Origin of the sequence: Streptomyces sp. CY-1, assembly GCF_047218265.1 — a bacterium.
GTDB classification, from domain to species: domain Bacteria; phylum Actinomycetota; class Actinomycetes; order Streptomycetales; family Streptomycetaceae; genus Streptomyces; species Streptomyces niphimycinicus.
In genome coordinates, this window is record NZ_CP178393.1 from 232,121 (window position 1) to 252,236 (window position 20,116).

General features: G+C 70.4%; 20 protein-coding genes. 13 read left to right on the forward strand and 7 right to left on the reverse strand.

The annotated features are described in order from the left end of the window. Positions 1-2 precede the first annotated feature (2 nt). From ACK1X7_RS01185 to ACK1X7_RS01210, 6 genes are read left to right on the forward strand one after another with little or no spacing between them, the layout of a single operon-like run. Positions 3-266, forward strand: coding sequence for an acyl carrier protein (locus tag ACK1X7_RS01185; RefSeq protein WP_137964954.1), 264 nt, complete (start codon positions 3-5; stop codon positions 264-266). After that, positions 263-1,402, forward strand: coding sequence for an acyl-CoA dehydrogenase family protein (locus tag ACK1X7_RS01190; RefSeq protein WP_390794241.1), 1,140 nt, complete (start codon positions 263-265; stop codon positions 1,400-1,402). Before ACK1X7_RS01185 ends, ACK1X7_RS01190 begins: the two co-directional genes overlap by 4 nt. Continuing rightward, positions 1,399-2,481, forward strand: a complete 1,083-nt coding sequence (locus tag ACK1X7_RS01195; RefSeq protein ID WP_390794240.1) for an HAD-IIIC family phosphatase — start codon at positions 1,399-1,401, stop codon at positions 2,479-2,481. Before ACK1X7_RS01190 ends, ACK1X7_RS01195 begins: the two co-directional genes overlap by 4 nt. Then, positions 2,478-3,101 carry a class I SAM-dependent methyltransferase gene (locus tag ACK1X7_RS01200; RefSeq protein ID WP_390794239.1) on the forward strand — a complete coding sequence of 208 codons (624 nt, stop codon included), beginning with the start codon at positions 2,478-2,480 and terminating at the stop codon, positions 3,099-3,101. Before ACK1X7_RS01195 ends, ACK1X7_RS01200 begins: the two co-directional genes overlap by 4 nt. Continuing rightward, on the forward strand, positions 3,101-3,835 hold the full coding sequence (locus tag ACK1X7_RS01205) for an SDR family NAD(P)-dependent oxidoreductase (protein WP_390794238.1): 735 nt from the start codon (positions 3,101-3,103) through the stop codon (positions 3,833-3,835). The genes ACK1X7_RS01200 and ACK1X7_RS01205 overlap by 1 nt, the downstream gene beginning before the upstream one ends. Beyond that, positions 3,822-4,430 carry a TIGR00730 family Rossman fold protein gene (locus ACK1X7_RS01210; protein ID WP_361507481.1) on the forward strand — a complete coding sequence of 203 codons (609 nt, stop codon included), beginning with the start codon at positions 3,822-3,824 and terminating at the stop codon, positions 4,428-4,430. Before ACK1X7_RS01205 ends, ACK1X7_RS01210 begins: the two co-directional genes overlap by 14 nt. A 36-nt stretch (positions 4,431-4,466) precedes the next feature. On the opposite strand, the gene ACK1X7_RS01215 is transcribed toward ACK1X7_RS01210, so the two are convergent. From ACK1X7_RS01215 to ACK1X7_RS01225, 3 genes are read right to left on the reverse strand one after another with little or no spacing between them, the layout of a single operon-like run. Next, complete coding sequence (locus ACK1X7_RS01215; RefSeq protein WP_398159173.1) at positions 4,467-5,756, reverse strand: MFS transporter; 1,290 nt, start codon at positions 5,754-5,756, stop codon at positions 4,467-4,469. Between the two features lie 8 nt (positions 5,757-5,764). Continuing rightward, positions 5,765-7,771: a PEP/pyruvate-binding domain-containing protein gene (locus ACK1X7_RS01220; protein ID WP_385145361.1), complete on the reverse strand. Its 2,007-nt coding sequence runs from the start codon at positions 7,769-7,771 to the stop codon at positions 5,765-5,767. Further along, a complete protein-coding gene (locus tag ACK1X7_RS01225; RefSeq protein ID WP_413114518.1) occupies positions 7,771-9,153 on the reverse strand; it encodes an ATP-grasp domain-containing protein in 1,383 nt (460 codons plus the stop codon). The genes ACK1X7_RS01220 and ACK1X7_RS01225 overlap by 1 nt, the downstream gene beginning before the upstream one ends. Before the next feature lie 353 nt (positions 9,154-9,506). On the opposite strand from ACK1X7_RS01225, the gene ACK1X7_RS01230 reads away from it, so the two are divergent. Further along, positions 9,507-10,793: a PAS domain-containing protein gene (locus ACK1X7_RS01230; protein WP_385157821.1), complete on the forward strand. Its 1,287-nt coding sequence runs from the start codon at positions 9,507-9,509 to the stop codon at positions 10,791-10,793. A 211-nt stretch (positions 10,794-11,004) separates the two neighbouring features. Next, the gene (locus ACK1X7_RS01235; RefSeq protein WP_413114519.1) at positions 11,005-11,559 is read left to right on the forward strand and encodes a hypothetical protein; all 555 of its coding nucleotides are present in this window, start codon (positions 11,005-11,007) and stop codon (positions 11,557-11,559) included. Positions 11,560-11,656: 97 nt separating this feature from the next. On the opposite strand, the gene ACK1X7_RS01240 is transcribed toward ACK1X7_RS01235, so the two are convergent. From ACK1X7_RS01240 to ACK1X7_RS01255, 4 genes are all read right to left on the reverse strand, one after another. Next, positions 11,657-12,952 (reverse strand): DUF1266 domain-containing protein, encoded by a 1,296-nt coding sequence (locus ACK1X7_RS01240; RefSeq protein WP_413114520.1) that lies wholly within the window; start codon positions 12,950-12,952, stop codon positions 11,657-11,659. A gap of 44 nt (positions 12,953-12,996) precedes the next feature. Then, positions 12,997-13,497, reverse strand: coding sequence for an RDD family protein (locus ACK1X7_RS01245; RefSeq protein ID WP_390794234.1), 501 nt, complete (start codon positions 13,495-13,497; stop codon positions 12,997-12,999). 198 nt (positions 13,498-13,695) lie between these two features. After that, a complete protein-coding gene (locus ACK1X7_RS01250; RefSeq protein ID WP_385155316.1) occupies positions 13,696-14,358 on the reverse strand; it encodes a hydrolase in 663 nt (220 codons plus the stop codon). Between the two features lie 44 nt (positions 14,359-14,402). Further along, positions 14,403-14,678, reverse strand: coding sequence for a hypothetical protein (locus ACK1X7_RS01255; protein ID WP_385155319.1), 276 nt, complete (start codon positions 14,676-14,678; stop codon positions 14,403-14,405). A 185-nt stretch (positions 14,679-14,863) separates the two neighbouring features. On the opposite strand from ACK1X7_RS01255, the gene ACK1X7_RS01260 reads away from it, so the two are divergent. The 5 genes from ACK1X7_RS01260 to ACK1X7_RS01280 all read left to right on the forward strand — a co-directional run bounded on the left by ACK1X7_RS01260 (position 14,864) and on the right by ACK1X7_RS01280 (position 20,107). Further along, positions 14,864-15,793, forward strand: a complete 930-nt coding sequence (locus ACK1X7_RS01260) for a LysR substrate-binding domain-containing protein (protein ID WP_390794233.1) — start codon at positions 14,864-14,866, stop codon at positions 15,791-15,793. 464 nt (positions 15,794-16,257) lie between these two features. Next, entirely contained in the window at positions 16,258-16,833 is a 576-nt protein-coding gene (locus ACK1X7_RS01265; RefSeq protein WP_390794232.1) for a phosphotransferase, read from the forward strand. Further along, positions 16,830-18,821 (forward strand): ATP-binding cassette domain-containing protein, encoded by a 1,992-nt coding sequence (locus ACK1X7_RS01270; RefSeq protein ID WP_413114521.1) that lies wholly within the window; start codon positions 16,830-16,832, stop codon positions 18,819-18,821. The genes ACK1X7_RS01265 and ACK1X7_RS01270 overlap by 4 nt, the downstream gene beginning before the upstream one ends. Beyond that, complete coding sequence (locus ACK1X7_RS01275; RefSeq protein WP_385155331.1) at positions 18,818-19,336, forward strand: hypothetical protein; 519 nt, start codon at positions 18,818-18,820, stop codon at positions 19,334-19,336. Before ACK1X7_RS01270 ends, ACK1X7_RS01275 begins: the two co-directional genes overlap by 4 nt. A 198-nt stretch (positions 19,337-19,534) precedes the next feature. Beyond that, positions 19,535-20,107, forward strand: coding sequence for a class I SAM-dependent methyltransferase (locus ACK1X7_RS01280; protein WP_385155334.1), 573 nt, complete (start codon positions 19,535-19,537; stop codon positions 20,105-20,107). The last annotated feature ends 9 nt before the right edge of the window (positions 20,108-20,116 follow it).

Here is a 20,116-nt window from a genome sequence, read left to right on the forward strand (position 1 = left end):
CGATGACTGCTCAGAGCACGCCCACGAACGAGGAAATCGCCGCCGTGGTGCGGGAGTTCATCGCCCGGCTCAGCGGCCACCCGGACATCGAGGACGACTGGCCGCTGATCTCCGGGGGCGTCCTGGACTCGATCGCCGCGGTCCAGATGGTCGACTTCGTCGAGCGCACCTTCCACGTCGAGGTGGCCGACGAGGACCTGGAACTGCTCAACTTCGACTCCGTGCGGGGACTGGCCGCCCTGGTCACCCGCCGGGTGGCGGCGTGAGCACCACTGCGCCGGAAGCGGTCCTCGACGTGCTGCGGGGCGAGCGGTTCGCCGACCGGGCCACGGCCTGGGAACGGGCGGGCGCCGTCCCGCGCGAGGACGTCGAGCGCCTGGCCGGGCACGGACTGCTCGGCATGACCGTCGGCACCGCGCACCACGGCAGCGATCTCCCGCTGGTGGACGTGACCGAGGTGCACCGGCTGGTGGCCGCCGCCTCGCCCAGCCTGCACAGCCTGCTGGTGGTCCACGCGATGGTCTGTCACGCCCTGCGCCGCTGGGCGGTGCGGGAGACCCGCGACGCCTTCCTGCCCGAGCTGGCCACCGGCCGGGTGCTCGCCGCCTTCGCCCTCACCGAGACCGGCGGCGGAGCCGACGCCGGGGCACTGACCACCAGGATCGACCGGGATGGCGACACCCTGCGCGTCACCGGGGTGAAGCGCTGGCTGTCCTTCGGCCAGATCGCCGACGCCTACCTCGTCTTCGGCCTCACCGCGGGCCTGGACAGTTGCGCGCTGGTGGACGCGGGCAGTGCGGTTCGGGTCGAGCCCGAACCCCGCACCGCGGGCCTGCGGGCCGCGCGGCTGGCCCGCGTCACCTTCGACGGGGCGACCGCCCCCGCCGCCCGTGTGGTGGGGCGACCGGGCACCGGCATCCCGTTCGTCGCGACGTCGTGCCTGACCCTGGGCCGGCTCTGCGTCGCGGCGGGGGCGACGGGCATTGCACAGGCCGCGCTCGACCTGGCCGTCGGCCACGCGGCCACCCGCTCCACGGGGGACCGCGTGCTCGGGGACCACCAGTTGGTGCGCGGGCTGCTCGCCGATGCCGCCCTCGCCACCGAGTCCGCGATCCACTACGTGCGGTCGGCGGCGCAGGAGGTCGAGGACCGCACGCCGACGGCGGCGGTGACCGCCGCCCGCGCCAAGCTGCTGGCCTCCCGGGCGGCCAGCAGCGTGACCGCCACTGCCTCGCGCCTGCTGGGCGCCGAGGGCCAGACCGAGAACCATCCGCTGGCCCGGCTGGCGGCCGCGGCCCGGGTGCACGAGGTGATCGAGGGGCCCACCGAGGTGCTCCAGGACGTCGTGGCCACCGCGCTGCTGCGCGACCGGGGCGCCACGGGGAAAGGAAAGCAGCGATGACCCCGGCCACGGCCGAGAACACCGTCAAGTGCGTGGTCTGGGACCTGGACGACACCCTCTGGGACGGCACGCTCCTGGAGGGCGACGAACTCCACGTTCCCGACGCCAACCGCACCCTCGTGCGCGTCCTGGACGAGCACGGCATCCTCCAGTCCGTCGCCAGCCGCAACGAGCCCGGCCCCGCCGAGGACCGGCTCCGCGGCTTCGGGCTCGACAAGTACTTCCTGCACCCGCAGCTCGGCTGGTCGGCCAAATCCGCTTCGCTGCGCACGCTGCTGGAAGTGCTCAACATCAGCGCCGACAGCGTGCTGTTCGTCGACGACTCGGAGTTCGAACGTGCCGAGGTGGCCGGGGAACTGCCCGAAGTCCGCTGCGTGACGCGGGAGAAGCTGCACGAACTGGTCGCCGCCGGCCGGGTCCTGCCGCGGCAGGTGACCGCCGACGCCGCCCGCCGCCGGGAGATGTACCAGGCCGAGGACCGCCGCCGCGGGCACGAGGAGACGTTCCAGGGCCCGGCCGAGGAGTTCCTGTCCTCGCTGGGCATGACGTTGCGGGTGCGCAACGCGACCGAGGGCGATCTGGACCGCGCGGCGGAGCTGACCCGGCGCACCCACCAGCTCAACACCACCGGCATCACCTTCGACCGGAATGAGCTGGCCGAGCTGGTGCGGGACCCCGGCCACCGGGTGATCGTCGCCGAACTCGACGACCGCTTCGGCACCTACGGCACCATCGGGCTGGTCGTGCTGTCCACCGGTCCCGAGTGGACGATCCGGCTGCTGCTGATGTCCTGCCGGGTCATGGGCCGCAACGTCGGCACCGCGCTCATCGCGGCGCTGGCCCGCACCGCCGCCGCGCACGGTGCCCGCACCGTCGCCCACTTCCGGCCCACTGACCGGAACCGGCAGATGCTCGTCACCTACCGATTCGCGGGATTCGCTGTCGTGTCCCGTTCCGAGGACCGCGTCGTCCTCACCATGCCGGAGGACCGGATCCCGGCCGTACCCGGTTACGTCCGCCTCGTCACCGAGGACACCGCCACTGTGCTCAGCGGCCCGACCCAGGAGGTCACCCGATGACTGCCTTCACACAGAGCTGGACCGACACCTTTTCCTCCGTCTACGCCGACGAGTCGCTGGCCAAGCTCTCCTGGTTCAACGCCTCCCCCGGCCTGGAGCTGATCAAGCGGGTGATCGACGGCACGCTCAAACCGGGTCAGCGCCTGATCGATCTGGGCAGCGGCCCCGGCGTCGACGCCGTCTTTCTGTCCGTGCAGGGCCTGGACGTCACCGGCGTCGACCTGTCCCCGGATGCCGTCGCCCAGGCCACCCGCTGGGCCGAACTGGCCGGTGCCGACGCCGAGTTCATCCAGGGCGACGTGCTCGACGTCCCGCTGCCGGACTCCTCGGCCGACGTCGTCACCGACTCCTTCGTGTTCCACAACATGCGTGACGACGCCAGGTCGCGCTACGCCGACGAGGTGCACCGCCTGCTCAAACCCGGCGGCCTGTTCCTGCTGAACTCCTTCTCCGACAAGATGGTGGCCGGTACCGGCCCGCGCCGGATCACCAGCGAGGAGATCCTCACCACGTTCACCGCCGGCCGGTTCGAGTGCGTGGCGCTGTACGTGTACCGCAACGTGCCCACCCGCTCCAAGCCGGACCAGTTGCACTGGTTCGGCGAGTTCCGGGCGCGCTGATGCGGGTCGTGGTCACCGGCGGTGGCCGGGGCATCGGGCGTGCCGTCGCCCTCGGCTTCGCCGCCCGCGGTGCGCGGGTCGCGGTGCTGGCCCGCACCGGGTCCCAGGTGGAGTCGGTGGCAGGCGAGATCGGGGAACTCGGCGCCGAGAGCGTGGCCGTGGCCGTGGATGTCGCGGACGAGGCGGCGCTGGGCGAGGCGGCCGAGCGGGTGGTCCAGAGGTTCGGCGGCGTGGACGTCCTCGTCAACGCCGCAGGCGTCTTCAGTCTCGGGCCCACTGCCGGGTTTCCAGCGGAATCCGCGCGGACCCTGCTGGAAACCAACGTCATGGGCACGTTCCTGGCCTGCAAGATCTTCGGCGGGCACCTGCTCGAGCAAGGCCACGGAAAGGTCGTCAACTTCTGCTCGCTGTTGTCCTACACCGCTTTCCCGGAACGGGCGCTGTACGCCGCGAGCAAGGGCGGCGTACTCCAGTTGACCCGCAGCCTGGGGGTGGAGTGGGCGGCGCGCAACGTCAACGTCAACGCGGTCGCCCCCGGCATGATCCGCATCGAGACCCCGCATCCGGCCGCGCTCGACGAGGACGCCATCGTCGGGCGCATCCCCTCCGGCCGGCGCGGCCGGCCGGACGACATCGTCGGACCCGTCCTGTTCCTGGCCTCCTCTGCGGCCGACTACATAAACGGCCAGACCCTGGTCGTCGACGGAGGCTGGCTCAGTTATGGATACCTCTGAAAGCTCCCTGGCGCTCGGAGTCTTCTGTGGCTTCTCCACGGGACCGTCGGACCGGTACGTCCAGGCCGCCACCGAGCTCGGCGCCGGCTTGGCCGCCCGCGGCCACCGGCTGGTCTACGGGGCGGGCGGGGCCGGCCTGATGGGCGCGGTGGCGCGCGGTGCCGCCGAGGGCGGTGCGCCGATCCTCGGGGTCATCCCGGAGTTCTTGCGCGCCAAGGAGATGAACGACCACCTGCCGCCACAGCAGATAGTGCTCACCGAGGATCTCCTGGAACGCAAGCGCGTCATGATCGACCGCGCGGACGCCTTCGTCGCGCTTCCGGGTGGCTACGGCACGCTCGACGAGGTGCTCGAAGTGGTGTCCATGGCCGCACTCGGACAGGACGTCGGTCCCCTCGTGCTCCTGGACGTGGACGACGACTGGCTGCCCTTGCTCAACTATGTCGAGCGGCTGCTGAAACGGGGTTTCGTGCGCGACGCCGGCATCCTGCGCGTGGCCCGGACACCGGAGCAGGCGCTCGACATGGTGGCACCGGCCTCGGCCGGTGCGCTTGCGCTGGCGGGCGATCCGCAGGGCAAGCAGGCGGCTTCATGATTTCCGCGCTGTCCCGGCCTTCGGGCAAGCCCGATATCACCTTCGTGCGTGCCCGACGGCCTCCTGACCCTCCTCGCGGGCGGCCCGTGGCGGGCGGGGGCGCCGGGGCCGTCCGATCAGCACGGCCAGGTGCACCGCGAGCATCACCGCAGCGGTCACGGCGGCGCTGTGCCACAGCAGCGCGTCCATCCGGCCCGCCGAGAGGTACGCGCCCGCGGCCACCGCCACCAGGGCGCACACCGCGCGGTCGATGATGCTCTCCACCGACAGCAGGGTGGCACGCGGAGCGCCCGGCGGCACCGCGTCGTTCACCAGTTTGCGCTGGATCGGATACGCGAAGCCGGTGACCGCCGAGAACAGGCAGAGCAGCGCCACCGCCGCCATCGGCCCGCCGAGGGTGATCCCGGCCAGGGATACCGCCATCGCCAGGCTCAAGACGGACACGATCGTCAGCGGTTGCAGCTTGCGGCCCAGCCACTGCGGCCGGGCCGCGCCCACGGCCTCGGCCACCGTCACCGCCGCCAGCACACCGCCGTGCGAGGGCTCCGGGATGCCCTGGTCGATCAGGATCGGCTGGAACAGGTTCACCTGGCAGATCCGGGAGAGCGTGAAGACCGCCACGCCCTGCACCATCACCAGGGCCAGCCACGGGGAGCCGCGCAGCAGCCGCAGCGCCCGCCCGGCCTCCCGCCACACCCCCGACCGGCGTTCGTCCGACTCCGCGCCCACCAGCCGGGGCAGGGTCATGGCACAGGCCAGTGACGCCCCGGCGCTGACCGCGCTGAGGACGTACGGGGTGGGCCGGGACAGCGCCATCAGGGGTCCCACCAGGGGCCAGCACACCACCTTCGCGGCCAGCCCGAGCGCCCGCGCGGTGCCCTCGGCGCGCAGATAGTGGTCGTCCGCGCCCTCCGCGTGCAGCGCGTCGTAGAGGTAGGCGCTGGCCGCCCCGGAGGTGAGGGAGCGGCCCGCGGCGATGGCGAGGAAGTGCACCAGGAAACCGGTGTAGTCGGGGGAGAACACCGGGGCCAGGTTGGCCGCGGTCATCACCACGGCGCCCGCGCGCAGACAGTTGCGGGCGCCGATCCGGTCGGCCACCAGGCCGGTCGGGATCTCGAACAGGCAGAACGCGATGTAGTAGAGGGACTGGATGCCGAAGATCTGCGCGTCCGAGAGCCCGGCCTGCCGCTGGTAGGCGTAGAAGACCGGCATCCACCACAGCAGGTTGAACAGGAGCTGGAAACCGTTGTTGAGGGCGATGACCCGGCGTGCCCCGGCCGTGAGCGGGGTCCGCCCCTCCGCCGGGGAGCGGCGGAGGAACGGCACACGGCCCTTCACAGCGCGTACGGGCGGAGCTGGACCAGCTTGATACCGCCCCCCTCGGTCATCAGCCACTCGATGTCCTGCGGATCGTCCGGATCGTCCGCGAAGTGCGACTGGAGCAGCCGCCCGGTGAGCGCGAGATCCGCCAGCCGCGCCCGGGCCGAGGACGGCAGGTCCTCAACCATCGAGCCGAGGTCCACGGTGCGGCCCCCGCCCTCCACGGTGTTGTAGAGGTACTGCAACGGCAGCGCGGTGCCGTCGACGACGCTCTCGGGCGAACCGGGCGTGCAGTTGATGTAGACGTTGCGGAAGTCCTCGCGCCGCGTGGGGTTGCAGGTGACCAGCACCCCGCCCAGCTCGGCCGGGGTGTACTCCTGCACGATGACTCCCATATAGGTGTCGTCCAGGGAGATGCCCGCCTCGTGACGGAGCCGGACACTGCGCGGCGACAGCAGTGAGGCCCACACCTGCCGTACGGCGTCCAGGAGTTCGTCCGTGCCGTGCACCGTGGTGATGGAGTCGTAGACCCCGGCGGCGGAAAAGCCGGGCAGGTCCTCGGCATTGGAGGAGGACCGCACCACCAGCCGCTTGCGGCACACCCGGTCCGCGAACGGGCCGGTGATCCGCGCGGCCACATCCTCCGGCACGGGGGTGCCGCGCACCAGATGCTGGAGGCTCAGGCACAGCGGGTCCAGCACATCGGTGGCTCCCAGCTCCAGTGCCATCTTCAGCTTGCCGATGCCCTGTTGCAGAGCGGGCGAGGAGATCAGGAAGCGGTGCTGGAGGGCGAACGGCAGCGCCACGCCGTCGGGCGCGGTGACGGTGGCCGCCACGAACTCCGAGGCCGCCCGGCGCAGCGCCTCGGGGTCGGCGGACGCGGTCAGCCGGGAGGCGAGATGGCCGTACAGATCCTTCCGGGGCGGCCGGGCGCGGCCGTAGAAGGCGGTGAGATCGGCGGTGCGGCTGTCCAGCACATGGTGGAGTTCACCGAGGTTGGCGGCCTTGGTGCCGTAGCGGTCGCGGTCGTCGCGGCGCAGCCGGCGCAGTTCCAGGACGGGGACGTCCTCCAGCAGCGGCGGCTCCAGCCGGATCCGCTGCTGGTGCCACGCGGGCTCCTCCAGCTCCGGGACCTCGTGCAGCCGGACCAGGCTCACCTCGTCGTCCTGGACCCGGTAGCGCACCCACGCCCCGTCCAGCTCCTCCGACTCCATCAGCCGGGCCATGTCGCGCACGATGGCGTTCGGGATGCCCCAGCCGGAGGCCAGCACATTGGTGTGGGACAGCGGGGTGATGGGGGCGGCGTTGATGAATCCGGCCACCCGTGGCACATCGTCGGGCAGACAGTCCATGGCCACGATGTCCGACCAGCCGAGGTCCGCGTCGTGCGCGCGGTACTCCTCGAGCGAGGCGAACCAGCGCAGCCGGCCGATGGCCTCCCCGGTGTTCAGCGGGGTGCGGGGGCGGCTGATGAACAGCTCGTGGCTGAGGATGCGCGGCAGCCGTATGTCGCTCACGGGGGCGAGTGCCGCCTCCTGACCGTGGTTGGCCGGTTTCAGCAGCAACGGCAGCCGCCCGTCCACCCGCTCCCGGACGAAGTCGTAGAACTCCTGGAGCAAGGGGCCGTCCATGGTGTCGGCCTCGGTGGTCTCCAGCACCAGGAACGGCCGGTCCCGGCCCTCAGTGTCCTCGTCGGCGTGCAGGGACAGCACACCGAGCAGGAACCGGCGGCCGGGGTCGGTGTACACCGAGGCGTTGAACGCGTCGAGCCCGGCGTCGAGTTCCTCCAGGTCCATTCCGAGGATGCGGGTGGCCACATAGTTGACGTGGAAGGGGTGGACGGCGGTGTCCAGCAGATGCCAGGTGTGCTCGGTGCGGTCGACCACCACCTTCAGATACGGGTGTCCGGCCAGCACTCCGGACAGCGACCGGAACAGCGGCAGCGACAGGTTCTCGCCGACCACGGTGGCATCGGTGCCGGGCGCGGTGGCCGGGCCCGGAAACGCGCGGATGCCGGCCATCACGGCCTCCCGGTGGCCGGGACCGGCGGCAGGGCGGTGGGCAGGGCATCGTTGAGCCTTTCGAAGTCACGTATCACCGTGACCGGATCGTCGGCCACCAGCAGACACAGCGCTGCCATGGTGTTCGCGCCCGCCGCCGGGTCGTAGACCGGCACCGGGGTGCCGTCCGGCAGCGAGTGCTCGGCCACCTTCGTCAGCCGCGCCCCGGTGGAGATCAGTCCGGAGCGCTGCACGGCCTCGAAGTCCCACAGCCGCCGGTCCGGCCACGGCGCGCCGGAGCCGTCCACGGCCAGCACCACCAGCGAGCCGGCCGCGCCCTTGGCGTCCGCGGCGCCCAGCACCGAACCGGCCCCCGGATCGGGCCAGTCGACCTCGCGGCCGAGCAGCCGGTCGATGAGCATGCCGATGACGTCCACCCCGAAGACCTCCTCGATCTGGGGGACGGTCATCGCGCCACCGAACCGGGCGGCGGTCTCGATGACCCACATCCGTCCGTAGGCGCCCAGCTTGATCTCGGTGTGGGTGCCGCAGGTGCGCAGGCCGAGCGCGTCCACGGCAGCCGTCGCCAGCTCCACCACCTTGCGCTGGGCGTCCTCGGGGAGCAGGGCGGGGATGATCCCGGCGCGCTCGGTGAACGGCTCGACGGTGGGCATCCGTCCGCTCAGGCACACCGGGTGATAGACGCCCTCGGCCACGACGCCCTCGACGCTGACGTAGTCGCCCCAGCCCGGCTCCTCGAACCAGTCCCCGGCCGTGCCTGTCACGATCTCCTCGACCAGGAAGTCCGCGTCGGCCCCGGCCACATGGAGCTCGGCGTAGCCCTGGCGGGCGGAGTCCTCCATCACTTCACGGGCCCGGGCCCAGGCGGGCGCGATGTCCTCCGGGCCGCGCAGGATCTGATGGGCGGTGGACCCGGCGCTCCAGGCCGCCTTCATCAGCATCGGGTACGGGAGCTCGACCGCGGCCTCGTGCAGATCGCGCTCGGTGGCCACGGAGCGGAACCGCGGCTGGGACACTCCGTGCGCGTCCCAGGTGCGGCGCATCATCCGCTTGTCCCGGGCCAGCACGCAGTGCGCACCGGCCCCGGCGAGACCCAGCCGCTCGCAGGCGTCGGCCACCGCCACCACGGCGTACTCGGACGGGGTGAACACCGCGTCGGCGCCGACGGCCTGTGCCTGAGCCGTGATGAGCGCGACGAGGTCCTGGGACGCGGTGTCCACGGGGGCGACCACCGAGGCGCACAGCCGGGTGGCCACCTCGTGGGCGGAGGGCGGAAGGGGACTGAGCACGAGCAGATGCACTTCGGCCTTCGTGGCGACCCGGGACAGCGCGTATTCCAGCGGCGGCCCGCCCTTGGCGTAGACAAACAGCACCTTACTCACAGATAACGACTCCTCGGTTCAGAGTTTCTCGATGGCTCGGCGAAACCGGCGGGCCGGCACATCCGCCGCGCTCCGAGCCCGTCAAGCGAACCAGTCGGGCATGACGCCTACCCCCCGAATCGGGGGTGGGCGCTCAGGCAAATGCCTGAGTGTCACGATGGGTTCACGCTGAGCGAGGCCGTCGGGCGTGCGTTTCAGCCCTTCTCGGTCCCTTTTGCGTTCCGGCTGGTTACGGCGCATGTGAGCGCGGGGCCTGGGCATTCCTTGGCCATGCCTTCGGCGGTATGTGCCCGGAGGCCGGACCGGAAAGGCGGCTGGTGTCCCATATGGGCCTGAGTACGCTGCTCGAGCGCATGCCCGTGTCATGGTGGGAAGCCGATGAGGGGCTGCGCATCGTCAACTGCGGCGGGGGCGCCTTCCACGACCCCGGCACCGCACAGCGGTTCGTCGACAGTCTCGGCGGCACGGCCGACGCCGCGCGGGAAGGGGCGGCCGCCGAGGGTCGGGAGTCGGGGATCGACCGCCGCCAGGTCCGGTTCGGCGGGCGGCTGTTCGACGTCACCTCCTGTCCCCGCCGACTGGCCGGTGACGGCCGGGGCGGGGTCAGCGGGCTCGCGGTGGACATCAGCGCCCTGGAGCTCGGACGCCACGGCTACGCCGCGTTCACCGACTTCGCCGACTTCGCGCCCGCCGCGGCGTTCATCCGCGACGCCCAAGGCCGCTACCTGTGGGCCAACCACGCCTACGCCCATCTGTACGGCACCACCCCCGACGCCGTGATCGGCAGCAGCGTCACCGATGTCGACGCCCCCGAGGACGTGGCTGCCTTCCAGACCCTGGACCGGCAGGTGCTCAGCTCCGGCAAGCCGGTACGGCACACCATCGGCTACCACCGCCCCGACGGCTCACCCGGGCGCGCGGTCGGCCATCGCTTCCCGGTGGCCGAGGGTGGCCAAACCTGTGTGGCCGGGATCTACATGGACATCACCGACTACACCCTCGCCCTGAGCCAGCGGCGCGCCGCCGAGGAGGACCTCCAAGCGCTCAGCGAACACAGCGGTCTGCCCTGCGCCCTGCTCTCGCCGGGCGGCCGGATACGCCGGGTCAGCGCCTCGGCCGCGGAACTGCTCCGGGTCCGCGTGCCCGATCTGCTCGGCCGCCCCGCCCACCGCTATCTGGCCCCCGCGGACGATCTGGCCGGACTGCGCGACGCCTGGCGGGATCTGGTGAACCGGCGCTGGCGCCGGTTCCAGACCTCCGCGGTCTTCCTCGACTCGCGGGGCGACGAGTGGCGGGCCCGGGTGCTGCTCACCGCCGTCAGCAGCGGTTCGCGGCGGGCCCGCGGCGTCTGGGCGGTACTGCCCCACCACACCCTGCCGCACCCGCCGCTGCCACCGCTCACCGCGGCGCAGTTGCGCATCCTCACCCTGCTGTCCGCCGGGCACGGCAACAACGAGATCGCCGCCTCGCTCCGGCTCTCCCGGCAGACCCTGGACTACCACCTCGGCCGGCTGCGGGAGTTGCTGGCGGCACCCACCCGGCTGGCGCTGGTCAGCCGGGCGTATGTACTGGGCATCCTCGATCCGCAGGCGTGGCCGCCGCGCTCGGCCGTCGTCTGCCACCGGGCCGGTCCCACCTGACCGCGCCGGCGGGCAGGAGGATGACGTTCGGGTCGTCGTCGGATGCTCGCCGGCCGAGGCTACGGTGGGCCCGTCCCACGTTGCAGTACTCCGCGTAGGTGGTGAGGAGGCAAACCCGCCTGGCGCGAGGCCCCCGACGGCCCCCGGGAGGAGTGGCAGTGGGAGCAGCGCGAGGCCGTCAAAAACCAACCCCGCAAAAAGGGATGAAACGATGACACTGCATTCCGATGTGGCCGAGTTGCTGGCGGGGGCCGGCATCCTCGACGTGGACGTCGACGATGCCGTCGCGGACGAGCACGTCCGATCGTCCGCGTACCAACGCGTCGTCTCGGTGACCACCTCCTCGCGGAGCCGCATCCGAGACCGCGAGATTGTGGCCACGATCCTGCGGGACCCCGTCGAGTTGGTGTCCAAGACGGCGGTGGTCGCCCTCGTGGACAAGATCGCGACGAAGGCGACCGGTCCCGCCGAGTTCCGGCAGTGGTCGGCCGAACTACTGCCGGAGATCGACCAGCTCAAGACGGAGGGTTTCCGCGAGTTCATTCGCCGCCGCGTCCACGACTGGCTGTTCTACCTGTCCATCGAAGATGGTCACGTGCCGACACCGGCCGAGTTGGCGAAGGTCACGGACTGGATGCAGCGCGTCCTCGCCGAGCATTCGGCGTCGTCGGCGGTACTCGCCCTGGTCGCCGAGTCAGGCAGCAGAAAGAAGATACGAAACATCGCGAAGAACCGAGCCGGAAGCCGCAAGCCGGGAACGCAATGAGTCGGTAGCGGCAATTGGCAGGCATGGCAGTCACCGTGTTCATCGTCCTCGCTGAGTCGCACGGCCGCCGCGCACGGCGTGTGTGATTGCCCGTTCGTCAGTTCCAGGGGATGGTGAGCCAGGGGCTGGCCGGGTCGGTGCTGAGGACACGGTGGGCGGTGAGCATGTCCTCGTACCATTTGCCGAACTCCTCCTCGTCGAAGTGCAGACAGCGCCCGAGGATGTAGGCGGCGGAGAACTCCTGCCAAGACCGGTAGTTGTGGCAGGAGGCGCGGCCGGCGGCGACCACGGCCTCTTCGGCCTCCTGGAGGGTGCAGTACCGGGCGGACAGGCCGAAGCGGGCCATGGCGGAGGCCCTGCCGTAGTCCCATGCCTCGACGGAGCGGACGAAGGCGTTGTCCGCCAGCAGCCCGTCCGCGCGGAACCGGGCCTCGTAGCGGACGATCCGCCCGATGAGCCGTTGTACTCCGGCGACCTGGGGCTCGACTTCGGCGGTGCTGGGGAGGCGCGCCGGGGTGACTCCGTCGGGGGTGATCCGGGGCTCGGTGGCCTGGGCGGCGTTGTGGCGCAGTACGCGCTCGGCGGCCTGCCGCCAGTGTTCCAGTTCGACTGAGCCTGCGAAGTCCTGGGCGAGGGAACGGCGGACGCTCAGCGCGAACTCCCACACCGGGCTGACCATGTCGGCATCGAGCAGGCGCCTTTGGGTGTTGGCCCATTCCTCCCGGCAGGTCACCCCCCACCACTCCTTGAGTCTGCTCTTCGCGTCGTTGTAGCCGTTGCCGTGGTGGGCCATGGAGTTCCACAGCTCGCCGTTGTTGACGAAGAGCAGTGCCGCGCAGGCCAGGCCATGCGCGACCGGACCCTGGAGCGGCCCGCCAACGGACAGGCCGCGGAGCCGGCCGTGGGGGTGGGCGTGGCAGCAGCCGTCGCCGTCGTGGGTGTGCCGTCGCCAGACGGCCCTGGTCTCCGGGGTGGCTGCGGGGAAGAAGGCTTCGCAGGGGGTGCCGGGGTTGATGGCGATCCACGGTGCTTCCTTCTCGTCCCAGACGCTCGCGTACCACTCCAGCGTCATGGACTGGAAGACCAGCTCCGGGTCGGGCGGTGGAAGGATTCCCTCCGTGAAGAGAGCCAGGCAATCAGCGCGCAGATGGGGGTTCCACTGCGGGGTGAAGCGGACCGTGCCGGGGCGGGAGTCGGCGCGCGCCCGCTGATCGGCGAAGAACAGGTCCGTGTGGACCACCGCCTCGAGATATCCGGCCCAGTCACCGCGTGACTTCGCCTCCAGCAGCCGCTGCTCGACGGCGCTGGGCGGCTGCCACCCCTGCCAGTCCCACGCCTGCCATCCCCACACCGGCTGCTGAGCGGCGGGCACACTTCTCTTCCACAACCCCATGCCGACACGATATCGAGCGCAAGATCAGCGCTTTGACACGGGTTTCAGCACTGTGCGCGGCGGACGACGGTGTCCGCGGCCTTGTCGTGGAGGCACTGGCGGTACGGCCGGTCCCAGGCGCACCGCAGCAAGTTGACGACCCCCAGAACCGGCACGGCGCACCCGACCAACACGCAGGCCCAGCGCCACAACGCCCGGCCGAAGCCCAGCCCGCTGCCCTCGCCACGCCGGACGACCCGCAGCCCACACAGCCGCTTGCCCAGCGTGGCCCCGTACACCGCGGTCAGCACCGGCTCATACCCGCCGACCACGACCATGGCGAGGAGCGTCGGCAAGGCGTCCCCGGCGAAGTCGGTAAGCACGCTCGCCAGGAGCACGACGACGACCAGGACACCGATATCGAGCACCCGGGCGGCAAAGCGGGCGCCGAAACGGCCCAGCGCATCCTCATCCGGCCCCGCTCCCCGGCGCGCACCCACATAGGGGACACTGCGCCAGTCGGGATATCCGTACGGGCTGTCCGCGATCGGTTGTTGAAGCTCCACACACGTGATCCAACACGGTCCTGGGCCACGATGCCAACGCCAACGCGGACTTCCTCAGCCGTCACGAACTTCCGCCACATGACGACCGGCCAGCTCACTAGTGTGCGGTCGCCGACCGCTCGTTGAAATACTGGGAGGCGGGGCGAGCGCTCACGGCCGTGAGCGCTCGCCCCGCCTCCGGCTCAGCAGCGGTCAGCGCTACACGCCAGCACCATCGGCGGTGGGTGTGGCCAGCAGTTGCAGCTCCCAGGCGAGCGCGATCCCGCTACCGCCACCGTGGTCGAAGAGAACCTGCGCGAGCGCGTCGGTCGTTGACTCGCGAGCCCAGTCGCGCTGCCATTCGCTGATCACAGCCATCCAGGTGATGGGCACCACCCCGGCCTGCTCCATGCGACGCACCGCCATGTCGTGCGTCTCGGCACTGCCCCCGCCGCTGGCGTCCGTGACGACGAAGACGTCGTACCCCTCACCCAGCGCCTGGATGGCGGGCATGGCGACGCAGACCTCCGTCCACAGCCCGGCAATGATCAGCTTCTTGCGCCCCGTTCGCTCCACGACGTCGACGACGCGACGGTCTTCCCAGGTGTTGATGAACGTGCGGTTGATCGGCTTCTGGTCCGGAAAGACGTCCTGGAGGCCCTTGATGAGGTAGCCGCCACGTTCTTCTATCACCGTGGTCAGCACCGTGGGGACGTCGAACACCTTCGCGGCCTTGGCCAGGCCGACCACGTTGTTGACGATCATGGTTGGTTCGTGGCTGTTGAGATTGGAGAACTGGAAGGGCTGGTGGTCGATGAGCACCAGGACGCTTTCCTCGGGGGTGAGCAGTGCTTCGAGTCCGGCCTTTGCAGTGCGAGTCACGATGGTTCCTTCTGCGTGATGAGTTGAGCGTTCGATGGTGAGAGTCAGAGCTGTTCGGGTGATGCCATCCGGTAGACGAACCGGCCGAGCCCGGACTGGGCGATTGCGAAGATCGGGCCGGCCATGCCTTCCTGAGTGGCGGCCATCTTCAGGTCGCCCATGCGGACCGCGTCGTACCCGGCGTCGAGACCGAGCTGCTTGACAAGGCGTTGGGCTTCGCCGCCTGCACGCCCCAGCCGCGTCACCTGGTGCCCGGCACGTTCCCACAGGTCGGCCGGCCCGCCGCCGACGTTGCCTCGTCCGATCACGGTGATGTTCATGCTTGACTCCTTGCCGGGCTGATGTGCCACGGAGGCCGGTCACGTCAACCGAGACCGGATCCGACCAGGCTCGGCCAGACTCGACGGGGCACGTGGGAACGTCTCCCGTGGCGTGAAACGACGCTACGGCGGCCATCCGGAGGGCGTCCAAGACTTGTCCGGACGCCGGGCAATAGGATTCGTCTATGGATGTCAGCCCCCGCGTCCTCCGCTACTTCATGGCCGTGGCCGAGGAGCTCCACTTCGGCCGCGCGGCCACGCGTCTCTACATCTCCCAGCCGTCCCTGAGTCATCAGATCCGCAAGCTCGAGGAGACCCTCGAAACCCCGCTCTTCGTGCGTTCGAGCCGTCGGGTGCAGCTCACCGCGGCGGGCCGGACGCTGGTTCACGAGGCACCGATTGCGCTCGCCGCGCTGGAGCAAGCCGTGCAGCTCACCCGGCGGGCGGGGGCAGGGATCGCGACGACGATTCGGTTGGGCTATACGCCGGTCACGAGCTTCGACACGCTCACGGTGCTTCTGGACGCTCTCCAGGAAGACCACCCCGACTTCACGGTCGACCCTCGAGAGTGCTTCAGCGCGGAGATTCCCGAACGGCTCTGCGCCGGCGACCTGGACATCGGTCTCGCCCTCTCACCGCAGCCGCTCGACGGGGTAGGTGGCGAGATTCTCCGTGAAGAGCCCGTTTCCGCGCTCCTCAGCACTCGCCACCGCCTCGCTGCCGCACCTACGATCCCGGTGACGGTCCTCCGCGACGAGACGTTGCAGCTTTTCCCTCGCCGTCTCGCACCGGCGTACTACGACGGCATCGTCGCCGCGTGCCACGAAGCAGGCTTCTCACCCAAGATTTGCGCGTTCGAGGAACCGCCGGTAAACGCCATGCTCGCCCGGCTCTCCAGCGGACGCAATGTCGGCTTGGCCCCTACATCGTTCGCCGAGCACGCCGCGAAGGCCAGCACCAGCATCATTCGTCGCGATGTCGTCGATCCGTCGATCGTGGCAGAACTCTCGGTGCTGTGGCCCACGAAGGATCCGTCGCCCGCCATTGCGAGCGTCCTCGCCACCGCCCGACGATGCGCTGAACACAATGGATGGCTACGCAGCCCCATCACATAGCGCCTTCAGCCACGGCCCGCAGCCTCGATAAGGGCGCCAACCACGCGCGAGCGGTGCGTGATGCCGCTGTCGGCCGTGATCCGCGAAGCCGGACTGGACCCGCGCCGGCCGACGCCCGCGCCGCCTCGCGGCCGATGGGCGTCTGATACGTGGCCTGGTCTCGGGGCCGGCACCTTGCCCGCGGACTACCGGCGGTCTCTGTCCAAGGCCGTCACCCTCCGCGAAAACCGAACTGAGGCGACTACTGCGCGGCAACAAGGCGGTACCGGGCAATCCCCCGAAGGAGTTACCGCAACCCACATGAGTGATCGAACGCAGCATCACGGACCGTCAACTCGGCCACACAAGAAGAGGGCCCCGGTATTCGAATTCGGGTTCTAGATTTTGCCGCCCCAACCCGTTACGGCGACAGCAGAACCTCCGTTATCCGATTACCTGTCCGCATCTCGCCCTGAGGAGTCCCCATGCATCCCGTACGCCGCCCTGCGCTCGTTCATCCCGCGTTCGAAAACCCCGCCGTCTCCTCGGGCACCAACCCTCACATCGCCTCCGGCCGCACCGCCCTGGCGCCCAAGCCGGTCCTGTGTACGCGCGAGACCTGTGCCTGCCGGGTCCGAGTTGCCCACCGGCAAGCCGGCCAGCTCCTGCGCCGCTTCCACGACGCCATGACCGGTTCCCTGGTCCAGCCCGAAGCCGCCAGAGTCGTCGAGAACACGGTGGCCGGGCTGGACAAGCACCTCGCGGAGGCCGGTGACCATCTGCCCGCCGCGTTAGCCGACACGCTGCGGCATCTGGTGAGCACGCTCTCCGACTGCGGACCGCTACTGGCCGGGTGGCGGCACGGGGACTTCTGGGAGCGCAACCTGCTGTGGAACGGCAGCCGCTGGGCATTGATCGACTTCGGGCGCGGCGAACCGGGCCCGCTCGTCACCGAGAAGCCCCCACCGGACTGTCACCCCTACACGGTCGCGATCTTCCGCATGCTCACCCACGGCCCGTCCCACCGGGCACTGAACTGGCCCACGGGAGGCGCCCGGTGAAGAGATTCTTCGGCCCGGTCACGATGGCCGACCCTCATGTCTCCGACGCCGAACAAGAGCTGTTCGGCGGGCCCCTGCGCTACGACATGGGATGGTCCCAGCACGAGCACGCGACCTTGGACCTGACCATGATGTCCGCGCTGCGCTCCATGCCCGCGCTCGTCGGCGCCACGCTGCGCATGGCGTGGCAGGCAGACCGGCGTGCCCTGCTCGCCGTAGGAATCAGCGAGATCGGCCAGGGCATTGCCGCAGCGGCCGGCCTGCTCGCCGTCAATGCCGTCATGCACGCGCTGCTCGCCGGGAGCGGCAGCGCCGCTGAGCGGCTGCACGCCCTGTTACCCGGCCTGCTGGCCGCCGCCGCCATCGGCGTCATCAACTCCGCCCTGGCGGCCTGCTCCACCTCCCGCGCGGGTCGCCTGGAGCCCAAGGTCGAGCGGATCGCCACCACCCAGTACCTGGCCGCCGCAGCCGGCGTGGAACTGGAGGCCATCGACGACCCCGACTTCCGGCGGCTTGTCGACATCGCCCAGCACGGCCCCAGCTCAGCCCGCCGCATGATCAGCTCCTGCGTCGCCGCGCTGAACGGCCTCATCTCCCTGATCACCACCGCCGGCGTCCTCGCCGTACTCCACCCCGCCCTGCTGCCCATGCTGATCCTCATCGCCGCCCCGCGCGGCTGGGGCGCCATGCGCGTGGCCCAGGAACGGTACGTGTCCGTGATGAGCTGGATCGAGCACGTGCGCGCCAGCCGCCTCATCGGCAACCTGCTCACCGAACGCACCGCCGCCCAGGAGGTACGCCTCCACGCCGTCGGCGCCTTCCTCCTCAGCCGCTACGAGCGCATGGCCGAGAGCGCCGAAGCCGAACAGGAACGCCTCGCCTCCAGCAAAGCCCTGACCGAATGGGTCGCCTCCGCGCTGTCCGGCCTGGCGATGGCCGCAACCTACGGAGCCATGTTCTGGCTGATCATGGCCGGGCACATGAGCCTCGCCGTCGCCGGGACCGCCGTGGTCGCGGTACGCACCGGCTCCGCGAGCCTGGGCGCCCTCGTCATAAACATCAACCAACTGCACGAGGAAAGCCTCTATGTCCGCGATCACGGTCGCTTCCTCACCCAGGCCGGCCAGCGGACGCTGCCCGCAGGCGGCGCGCCCGTTCCTGAACGGGTCAAGGAGATCGTCCTGGACCACGTCACCTACCGCTATCCCGACCGTGACACCGCGGCCCTGGAAGGAGTGTCGCTGACGCTGCCCATGGGGTCGGTCACCGCGGTGGTGGGCGAGAACGGCTCCGGCAAGAGCACGCTGATGAAGATCCTGTCGGGCATGCTGCTGCCCCATAGCGGCACTCTGCGCTGGGGCGAGGCGGACCTCACCGACCTCGACCGCGCTCAGGTCTTCGAGCGAGTCTCCCTGCTCACCCAAGACTTTCAGCGCTGGCCCCTGACGGCCGCGATGAACATTCGCCTCGGCCGCCCCGCTCACCCCGCGACAGACCAGGACCTGGAGCCCTCGGTCGACTACGCCGTCGCCGGCCCCGTGATCGCCAAACTCCCCGACGGCCTGCGCAGTCTGCTGGCCCGCATGTTCCGCGGCGCCATCGAACTGTCCGGCGGCGAATGGCAGAAAGTAGGTCTGGCCCGCACGCACTGGCGTAGTGCAACATCACACGCGGACGGCGTCCTCATCGTGGACGAGCCAACGTCCGCGCTCGATCCCCAAGCCGAGATCGAAGCCTTCGACCGCATCCGCCGCCTCGCCGCGCCGAACCGGGCCGTCGTCCTGGTCACCCACCGCATGTCCGGCGTCCGCCACGCCGACCACATCTACGTCCTCAACAACGGACACCTCACCGAGCACGGCACCCACGACGAACTCATCGCCGCACGAGGCCGCTACGCCGCCATGTTCGACGCCCAGGCAGCCCAGTACGCCCCCACCGCGAACATCCCGAGCCCCACGACGCCGACCGTCGCGGATCCCGCATGACCCGCTCGACCGAAAGGCCCGCCGTGACGACATCCCCCACCACGGACCTCGACGAGACCACCGCCCTGCGCCACCAGATGGCCGACAAACTCGCCGCTGCCGGGCACATCCGCACCCCCGCGGTCGACCAAGCCCTGCGCGCGGTGCCCCGGCACGCCTTCGCACCCGGAGTACCGGCCCACAAGGCATACGCCAACGACATCGTCGCCACCCGCCACAGCGACGACGGCCGCATCACCAGCTCCATCTCCGCGCCCTGGCTACAGGCCGACATGCTCGAAGCCGCCAGCATCGTGCCGGACGGCGGCTTCGACGCCATCGTCGTCACCGTCGACACCTGGGACCTTCCCTGGGTCGACGCCCTCGCCGAGGGCGACTTGTCGCTCGTCCACGTCCTGGACCTGCTCGACCCCGGGAGCACGATCCCACGCATCGGGCTGTTCTTCGCTCCTTCCCGCTGGGAGGGCGAACCCCTCGTACGCGAACCCGAGCGCTGCACCGAATGGCGCTTCTGACCGCTGGACGCCTTGCCCGAGCCCACGGTCGAGTACGCACGCGTCGCCTTGGCCGCCATCTCCCGCGGCTCCCTCTACGCCCCCATGGGCTGGTCCTGACGAAGTCCGCATCCGAACGACCGGCTCCAGGCGGCTACCAGCGGATTCAGCCGCCCTGCCGTTGCCAGAACCGCTACCGAGAAGGGCCTGCCGTCGCACATGTTCACCACGCAGGACGAATGGGACCGTGGCTATGCCGAAGGTCACCGCTATCGGCCACTCACCGACACCGAACGCACCCTGCTCGCCACACATCTGCCGCCCGCCGCCAAGGCTCCGGCTCTCGATGTCGGGTGCGGGACCGGCGAACTCGCCGCGCACCTGGCCTCATCCGGCTACACCGTGGACGCCATCGACTGGTCCGAAACCGCCCTCGCCGAAGCCCGCACCCGCCACGGTGAAGCTGCCCGTTGGCTCCGTCTCGACGTCGAGGAAGACGACGGAACCTCGCTGAACGCCGACGGCTATGACCTGATCACCCTGCGATTCGTCGCTCCGTTCCTCACCTTCCGCGACCGCACCCTGGACACGCTGGGCCATCGGCTGCGGCCGGGCGGCGCGCTCGTCCTCATCACGCCGCTCGCCGCCGACACCCCCGCTGAGCGGCGCGGGATCGCCCTGAGCGAGGACGAGCTTGTCCGCCTGCCGAGTCGCTGGGCGGCTGCGGAGCGGCACGATGCCGACGGGCTGGTCCTCCTCATCCTGCGGGGGCCGGCAGCCCCATGCCGATGACACTCGCCT

Excerpts from the sequence above, each read along its gene's own strand:
- ACK1X7_RS01185 (WP_137964954.1), top strand. The coding sequence starts at position 3 with ATGACTGCTCAGAGCACGCCCACGAACGAGGAAATCGCCGCCGTGGTG.
- ACK1X7_RS01195 (WP_390794240.1), top strand. The coding sequence starts at position 1,399 with ATGACCCCGGCCACGGCCGAGAACACCGTCAAGTGCGTGGTCTGGGAC.
- ACK1X7_RS01200 (WP_390794239.1), top strand. The coding sequence starts at position 2,478 with ATGACTGCCTTCACACAGAGCTGGACCGACACCTTTTCCTCCGTCTAC.
- ACK1X7_RS01205 (WP_390794238.1), top strand. The coding sequence starts at position 3,101 with ATGCGGGTCGTGGTCACCGGCGGTGGCCGGGGCATCGGGCGTGCCGTC.
- ACK1X7_RS01210 (WP_361507481.1), top strand. The coding sequence starts at position 3,822 with ATGGATACCTCTGAAAGCTCCCTGGCGCTCGGAGTCTTCTGTGGCTTC.
- ACK1X7_RS01220 (WP_385145361.1), bottom strand. The coding sequence starts at position 7,771 with ATGGCCGGCATCCGCGCGTTTCCGGGCCCGGCCACCGCGCCCGGCACC.
- ACK1X7_RS01230 (WP_385157821.1), top strand. The coding sequence starts at position 9,507 with ATGCCCGTGTCATGGTGGGAAGCCGATGAGGGGCTGCGCATCGTCAAC.
- ACK1X7_RS01235 (WP_413114519.1), top strand. The coding sequence starts at position 11,005 with ATGACACTGCATTCCGATGTGGCCGAGTTGCTGGCGGGGGCCGGCATC.
- ACK1X7_RS01240 (WP_413114520.1), bottom strand. The coding sequence starts at position 12,952 with ATGGGGTTGTGGAAGAGAAGTGTGCCCGCCGCTCAGCAGCCGGTGTGG.
- ACK1X7_RS01255 (WP_385155319.1), bottom strand. The coding sequence starts at position 14,678 with ATGAACATCACCGTGATCGGACGAGGCAACGTCGGCGGCGGGCCGGCC.
- ACK1X7_RS01260 (WP_390794233.1), top strand. The coding sequence starts at position 14,864 with ATGGATGTCAGCCCCCGCGTCCTCCGCTACTTCATGGCCGTGGCCGAG.
- ACK1X7_RS01265 (WP_390794232.1), top strand. The coding sequence starts at position 16,258 with ATGCATCCCGTACGCCGCCCTGCGCTCGTTCATCCCGCGTTCGAAAAC.
- ACK1X7_RS01275 (WP_385155331.1), top strand. The coding sequence starts at position 18,818 with ATGACCCGCTCGACCGAAAGGCCCGCCGTGACGACATCCCCCACCACG.
- ACK1X7_RS01280 (WP_385155334.1), top strand. The coding sequence starts at position 19,535 with ATGTTCACCACGCAGGACGAATGGGACCGTGGCTATGCCGAAGGTCAC.